Here is a 7,045-nt window from a genome sequence, read left to right on the forward strand (position 1 = left end):
CATCCGCCGACGGCCGGCCGCGGAGGGTGGCACCGGGATGTCCCTTCCACGGTCGGCTGCCCGTGTCGGTCGCCGGTCAGTCCTCCCGGTAGGTGGCCAGGTCGAAGTCGGCGTAGCCGCCGTCGCCGCCGAGATCCTGCACCCACAGGCCGAGGAACGCCCCGGTGAAACCCCAGGCCGCCGGCTCCCCGTCGATGATCAGCGCGGCGTGTTCGTCGGACAGGATCGTGGCGTCGAGGTCCACCGGAAGCTGCCGCCAGCCGGTGCCCAGGTCGTAGCAGAAGCGCACGACGGGCCCGTCGAACACCGCCCGCAGCCCGACCCGGTCGACGCCGGTGGCGTCGACCGTCAGCCCGGGGTACGGGGTGCGCCGCCCGCTGTCGGAGCTGAGCAGCTCCAGCACGGTCCGGCCGTCGTCGGCGCGGGTCAGGTAGAGGTGGTGCCAGTTGAGGGTGTTGTAGTAGGCGGTGATCCCGGCCAACTGGCGATGGTCGAGCGGATCGAACTCGACCACGGTCTCCAGGGAGCACCGCGCCGCGCCGACGCGCCGCGCGACCAGGCTGGGGGTCTGCCGGCCCACCGGCGACTGCCCGCCGTGGATCCGCAGGTGGGACGGGCGGGTCCGCAGGTCCACCCAGTCGGCGGCGGCGGGCCTGCGCAACGTCGACCACCCCGGGCGGAGCTGCGCGGCGTCGAAGTGGTCGGTGGCGGTGTCGGTCGGCCACGGGTGCGTGGGCAGGTCGGGCGCCGGGACCTCGTCCGCCGGCATGCCCCCGGGGACGCGGGGCCAGCCCCCCGGGGCCCACTCGACCCGCTGGATCGCGGTCTCCCGGCCCAGCACGCAGTTGCCCAGCGGGGTGTAGGGGCGACCGACCAGGTGCGCCAGGTACCAGTCGCCGTTCGGGGTGCGGACCAGGCTGCCGTGGCCGGCCTTCTGCAACCGCAGGTCGGGCCGGCCCACGGAGGTCAGCAGCGGCCCGGCCGGGTCCACCTCGTACGGCCCGAACAGCTCACGGGACCGGGCCACCGTGACCTGGTGCTCCCAGCTCGTGCCCCCCTCGGCGGTGACCAGCCAGTACCAGCCGTCGTGGCGGTACAGGTGCGGGCCCTCGGTGAGCCCGACCGAGGTGCCGGTGAACAGCAGGCGGGGACGGCCGACGAGGCGTCGCGCCGCCCGGTCGTAGCGCTGGATCTCGATGCCGGCGAAGCGGTCGCGCCCGGGTCGCCAGTCCGCGCTCATGCTCAGCAGCCAGCTGGAGCCGTCGTCGTCGTGGAACAGCGAGGCGTCGAAACCGCGCCCGTGCAGTGCCACCGGATCCGACCAGGGGCCCGCGATGTCGGGCGCGGTGACCAGGTAGTTCTGCGGGTCCCAGTAGCCGCTGGCGAAGCTGGCCACGTCGCTGTAGACGAGGTGGAACTCGCCGTCGTGGTGGGACAGGTCGGGCGCCCACACCCCGTTGGAGTCGCCGCAGCCGCGCAGGTCGAGCAGGCGGCGCTCGGTGATGATCCCACCCAGTGCCCGCCAGTGCACGAGGTCGCGGGAGTGGTGCACGCGGACCCCCGGATACCACTCGAACGTCGAGGTGGCCAGGTAGTAGTCGTCGTCGACCCGCAGGATCGACGGGTCCGGGTGGAACCCGGCGAGGACGGGGTTGCGGATCGACCGGGCAGCGGTCGCCACGTCAGCGGTCTCGGTCGACACGTCGGCTCCTCTGGTGCGGCTCTCGGTTAACTTCCGGATGCTCGACCCGGAATCTCGGTGCATGCCGACCACGGTAGCCGTTTCTGTCGAGAGAGGACATACCCCTTGACCCTGGTGGATGCTACGTCGTAGCGTGCCGGCCATCGATCGGTATTACCGGTCGAGGCACCGAAAGTTCCGGAGATCCACGTTCGACACCTGCCGGCTGGATCGGCATCCGAGCACCTCGTGAGTCCCCGAAGGGATGGACCATGACCGCGCACCTCTCCCGCAGAACGCTGCTCGGCCTCGTCGGCGCCGGCGCCGGCGCCTACCTGCTCACCGGCTGCGGCGACGGGGAGTCCGGCGACCCGGACGCTCCGCAGGCCGTCAACTGGTGGCACATCCAGAACACCGAGCCGATGCTGCCGGTGTGGGCGGCGATGGCCCAGGAGTACCAGGGCGCACACCCCAACGTCACCGTCGAGGTCCAGCCGCTGGAGAACGAGGCGTTCAAGGCCAAGCTGACCACCGCCACCCAGGCCGGGTCCCCGCCCGACCTGTTCCAGTCCTGGGGCGGGGGCGTACTCAAGCAGCAGGTGGACGCGGGCCTGGTCAAGGACCTAACCGACGACGTGCGGCCCTGGATCGGCGGCCTGCTGCCCGCCGCTGTGCAGCCGTTCACCGTGGACGGCAAGATCTACGGCGTCCCGTTCGACGTCGGCATGGTCGGCTTCTGGTACAACAAGGACCTCTTCGCCGCCGCCGGCGTCACCGCCGCACCCACCACCTGGGCCGGGGTGCTCGACGCGGTGCGCAGGCTCAAGGCCGCCGGGACCGTCCCGATCGCGCTGGCCGGCAAGGAGAAGTGGCCGGCCCACTACTACTGGGCGTACCTGGCGATGCGCATCGGCGGGCTCGGCGCCCTGCAACAGGCCGCCAAGGACAACAACTTCGACACCCCCGACTTCGTCGCTGCCGGCGACCGGCTCAAGGAACTGGTCGACCTGCAACCGTTCCAGAAGGGCTTCCTCGGCGCGGACTACAGCTCACCGGACGGGCAGGCCGCCACCATGGGCAACGGTCGCGCGGCCATGGAACTGATGGGCCAGTGGGCCCCGTCGGTGCAGGCCTCGGCCTCCACCGGCAAGAAGGGCCTCGGCGACAAGCTCGGCTTCTTCCCGTTCCCCGCCGTCGACGGCGGCAAGGGCTCCGCCTCGGAGGCGTTCGGCGGCGGCAACGGCTTCGCCGTCGGCAAGGACGCCCCCGCCGCGACCGTCGACTTCCTCAAGACCCTGCTCACCGCCGACAACCAGCGCAGGGCCGCCAGGACCGGCGCGGTGCTGCCGACGTTGAGGGACGCCACCGACGCCATCTCCGACCCCAACAACAAGGTCGTCGCGGCGAGCCTGGCCGGCGCCACCGGCTTCCAGCTCTACCTCGACCAGGCGTACCCGCCCGCAGTCGGCCAGCAGGTCAACGACAGCGTCGCCGAGCTGATCGCCGGCTCCAAGACGCCCGCGCAGATCGTCAAGGACATCACCACGGTGGCGAAGAGCCAGTAGCCATGGCCACCACCCGCCCACCTGTTGCCGGTCGCCAGAACGGAGTGGAGCACCCATGACCAGGCCGACGACCGTGCCGCACACGTGGCACGGCGACAAGGCGACCGACCCGTCACCGGGGCCGGGCGCCACGCGGCGGCGCGGTCGCCGGCACCGGCCGGGCCGCCGTGGCGTCCTCGCCGCCTTCCTGAGCCCGTCCCTGGCGCTCTTCCTGCTGCTGGTCATCGCCCCGATCGTGGTGGCCGGCTACGCCAGCCTCTACAAGTGGAACGGCTTCGGGCTGCCGGAGAACTACGTCGGGCTGGACAACTACACCCGCGCCTTCGGTGACCCGACCTTCCGCGGTGACCTGTGGCGCGGGCTCGCGCTGATCGTGCTGTCGCTGGTGGCCCAGCTGCCCGCCGCGCTGGGCCTGGCCATGCTCCTCAACCAGCCGTTGCGGGGTCGCAGCGTCTACCGGCTGGTCTTCTTCGCCCCGTACGTGCTCTCCGAGGTCACCACCGCGGTCCTGTTCACCCTCGTCTTCTCGCCCAACCGGGGGCTGGGCGAGGCGATCTCGCGGTGGCTGGGCGCCGACGCCGGAGCGATCTTCGCCGACCCGGACACCGTGCTGGTCGCCGTCTTCATGGTCGTCTCCTGGAAGTACTTCGGCCTGTACATGATGCTCTTCCTGGCCGCCCGGCAGGGCATCCCCAAGGAACTGTCCGAGGCGGCCATTACCGACGGCGCCAGCTCCTGGCAGGCCTTCCGGCACGTCACCCTGCCCCTGCTCGGACCGACGATCCGGATCAGTGTGTTCCTGTCGGTCATCGGCACCATCCAGCTGTTCGACATGGTCTGGGTGCTCACCGGCGGCGGCCCGATCCATTCCTCGGAGACCATGGCGGTGACGATGTACCAGTACGGCTTCCGCCGTTTCGAGGTCGGCTACGCCAGCGCGATCAGCATCGTCATGTTCGTCCTGAGCCTCGTCTTCGCCCTCTTCTACCAGCGCGTCGTCATGCGCCGCGACACCGAGGGCGCGATCACCACGCAAGGAGTCCAGCGATGACCGGCCCGGCGAACCCGGCCCTGCGGGCCCGCCGCCTCGCACTGCACCTCGTCTGCGTCGCCGTCGGCGCGCTCATCGTCGTACCGGTCTGGTTCGGGGTGCTCGGCGGGTTCAAGGACAACGGGCAGCTCTCCACCAACCCGCTCGGCTGGCCCGACCCTTGGGTGACCGGGAACTACACCGGCATCCTCGCGTCCGGCGTGTTCTGGCGACAGCTCGGCAACAGTGTCCTCATCGCCGTGACCAGCGCCGTCGTCGTCGTCGGCGCGGCGGCGCTGGCCTCGTTCGTCTTCGCGCGCTTCGCCTTCCGGGGCCGGGAACTGCTGTTCACCCTGTTCGCGGTCGGGCTGATGTTCCCCTTCGCGGTGGCGATCCTGCCGCTGTTCGTCCTGCTGCGCGGCCTGGGCCTGCTGGACAACCCGCTCGGGGTGATCCTGCCCCAGGCCGCGTTCGGGCTGCCGGTCACCATCATCATCCTGCGCCAGTTCTTCCGCACCATCCCCGGTGAGGTCGAGGAGGCCGCGATCCTCGACGGGTGCACCCCCTTCGGGTTCTTCTGGCGGATCCTGCTGCCGATGGCCCGGCCCGCCCTGGCCACCGTGTCGGTGCTGGCCATCGTGACCAGTTGGAACAACTTCATGCTTCCGCTGGTCGTGTTCACCGACCAGAGCTGGTGGACCCTTCCCGTCGGGGTCCAGGCCTTCCAGGGCCAGTACGCCGACGACACCGCCCGGGTGCTCGCGTACGTGGTGCTGTCGATGCTGCCGGCGCTGGGTTTCTACGCCGTGGCCGAACGCCAGCTCATCGGCGGCCTGGCCGGCAGCGTGAAGGGGTGAGGCACACCCGCTGCGGTAGCCTTCTGCGACCGTAGGCTCCCCGAGGCGAAAGGGTGGACCGTGGGCCCCGACAACAGCCGGAACGTCACCATCGCGATGATCGCGCGCCTGGCCGGCGTCTCCGTGCCCACCGTCTCCCGGGTCATCAACGGCCGCTCCGACGTGGCCCCCCAGACCCGGGAACGCGTCGAGGAACTGCTCACCCGGCACGGCTACCGCCGCCGCTCGCCGAGCAGGCGGCCCAGTGCCGCCCTGATCGACCTGGTCTTCAACGACCTCGACAGCCCGTGGGCGGTGGAAATCATCCGAGGGGTGGAGGACGTCGCGCACAGCAGCGGAGCCGGCACCGTCGTCTCGGCCATCCACCGGCGCACCTCCTCGGCCAAGCAGTGGCTCGACAACATGCGTGCCCGTTCCACCGAAGGGGTCATCTTCGTGACCTCGATGGTCGCGCCGCCGTTGCAGGCCGAGCTGCGCCGGCTCAACGTTCCGGTGGTCATCGTCGACCCCGCGGGGGTGGCCCCGCAGGAGGCACCCACCATCGGCGCCACCAACTGGGCGGGCAGCCTCGGCGCGAACCAGTACCTGCTCGGCCTCGGTCACCGCCGCATCGGCTTCATCACCGGCCCGCCGCAGCTGATGTGCAGCCGCGCGCGGACGGACGGCTACCGGGCGGCGCTCGACGGGGCCGGCGTCGCCGTCGACGACGTGCTGATCCGTGCCGGCAACTTCTACCACGAGTCCGGCTACGCCGCCGGCACGCAACTGCTGGCGCTGCCCGACCCGCCGACCGCCATCTTCGCCTCCAGCGACCAGATGGCGCTCGGCGTCTACGAGGCGGTCCGCAAACGCGGCCTACGGGTGCCCGACGACATCAGCGTGGTCGGCTTCGACGACCTGCCCGAGGTCCGGTGGTGCTCCCCGCCGCTGACCACGGTCCGCCAACCGCTGGCCGAGATGGGCATGCTGGCCGCGCGCACCGTGCTGCGGCTGGCCCAGGGCGAGAAGATCGAGAGCCCCCGGCTCGAACTCGCCACCGAACTCGTCGTCCGCGACAGCACCGCACCACCCCGTCAGCGATGACGCCCGGCCACCCGACCAGCCCCCGCGCCCGCCGCAACCGACTCCTCCGCGTCGGCCTCGTGCTCGGCGCGGTCGGAGCCGTCGTCGCCGTCGCCGCGGTCGTCGTCCCGCTGCTGCTGCCGCCGGGCCCGCGCCCGTCCTTCCAGCTCCCCGTCGCGTGCGGCGAGACCTGGCAGCTCGGCACCTACCCGGGCCACGACGACTACGACGTCGACCTGTTCCCCACCGAGGGCGAGGCGTGGGGCCGGCCGGTGCTCGCGTCCGACGCCGGCACGGTCACCGAGGCGGGGATCAACGGGTCCCTCGGCGGGCGCACCCCTGACGACCCGGACGGCCCGCGCGGCCGGGGCGGCGGCTACTGGGTGAAGATCGACCACGGCGGCAAGTGGGAGACGCAGTACCTCCACCTGCTCGAACCGCCGCTGGTCCGGGTCGGTCAGCGGGTGGCCCGGGGCGAGCAGATCGGGCGGGTCGGCAGCACCGGCAACTCCGGGGCGCCGCATCTGCACTACGAGCAGCACCGGGGCTGGCAGAAGGTGGAGGCCCACTTCGACGGCTCACCGTCCGGCATCACCCACGACGACACCGAGTACACGGTCACGCGTACCAGCAACAACTGCGGCCCCGGGGCCCCGTAGCCGCTGACCGCCGGGCGGCCGGCGGTGTCGGTCGTTGGACCGCGCCCGCCCGCGCCTTCCGGCCGCGCCGCCCGCGCGGTGCGGGTGGGCGCGGCGTGGGTCAGCCGGGCCGGGGCAGGGGGGCCGGTGGGCCGAACGCGACCGGGACGCCGGGGGAGTGGAGCACGCTCACCGGCGGACCGGCCGGCGCC

General features: G+C 71.9%; 6 protein-coding genes. 5 read left to right on the forward strand and 1 reads right to left on the reverse strand.

The window, feature by feature from the left end; translation table 11 throughout:
• Positions 1-76: 76 nt before the first annotated feature.
• Positions 77-1,702 (reverse strand): glycoside hydrolase family 43 protein, encoded by a 1,626-nt coding sequence (locus ABT023_RS24275; protein ID WP_350888699.1) that lies wholly within the window; start codon positions 1,700-1,702, stop codon positions 77-79.
• Between the two features lie 251 nt (positions 1,703-1,953).
• Here ABT023_RS24275 and ABT023_RS24280 point away from each other — a divergent pair, with 251 nt between their 5' ends.
• The 5 genes from ABT023_RS24280 (at position 1,954) to ABT023_RS24300 (ending at position 6,854) form a co-directional block, all read left to right on the forward strand.
• The gene (locus tag ABT023_RS24280; protein ID WP_350888700.1) at positions 1,954-3,246 is read left to right on the forward strand and encodes an extracellular solute-binding protein; all 1,293 of its coding nucleotides are present in this window, start codon (positions 1,954-1,956) and stop codon (positions 3,244-3,246) included.
• A 55-nt stretch (positions 3,247-3,301) separates the two neighbouring features.
• Positions 3,302-4,297, forward strand: coding sequence for a carbohydrate ABC transporter permease (locus tag ABT023_RS24285; RefSeq protein ID WP_350888701.1), 996 nt, complete (start codon positions 3,302-3,304; stop codon positions 4,295-4,297).
• Positions 4,294-5,133, forward strand: a complete 840-nt coding sequence (locus ABT023_RS24290) for a carbohydrate ABC transporter permease (RefSeq protein ID WP_350888702.1) — start codon at positions 4,294-4,296, stop codon at positions 5,131-5,133. Before ABT023_RS24285 ends, ABT023_RS24290 begins: the two co-directional genes overlap by 4 nt.
• Before the next feature lie 96 nt (positions 5,134-5,229).
• Positions 5,230-6,216 carry a LacI family DNA-binding transcriptional regulator gene (locus tag ABT023_RS24295; protein WP_502890747.1) on the forward strand — a complete coding sequence of 329 codons (987 nt, stop codon included), beginning with the start codon at positions 5,230-5,232 and terminating at the stop codon, positions 6,214-6,216.
• Positions 6,213-6,854 (forward strand): M23 family metallopeptidase, encoded by a 642-nt coding sequence (locus ABT023_RS24300; RefSeq protein WP_350888704.1) that lies wholly within the window; start codon positions 6,213-6,215, stop codon positions 6,852-6,854. Before ABT023_RS24295 ends, ABT023_RS24300 begins: the two co-directional genes overlap by 4 nt.
• Positions 6,855-7,045 lie beyond the last annotated feature (191 nt).

It is taken from the genome of Micromonospora sp. NPDC002296 (assembly GCF_040296145.1).
Classification (GTDB): Bacteria; Actinomycetota; Actinomycetes; order Mycobacteriales; family Micromonosporaceae; genus Micromonospora.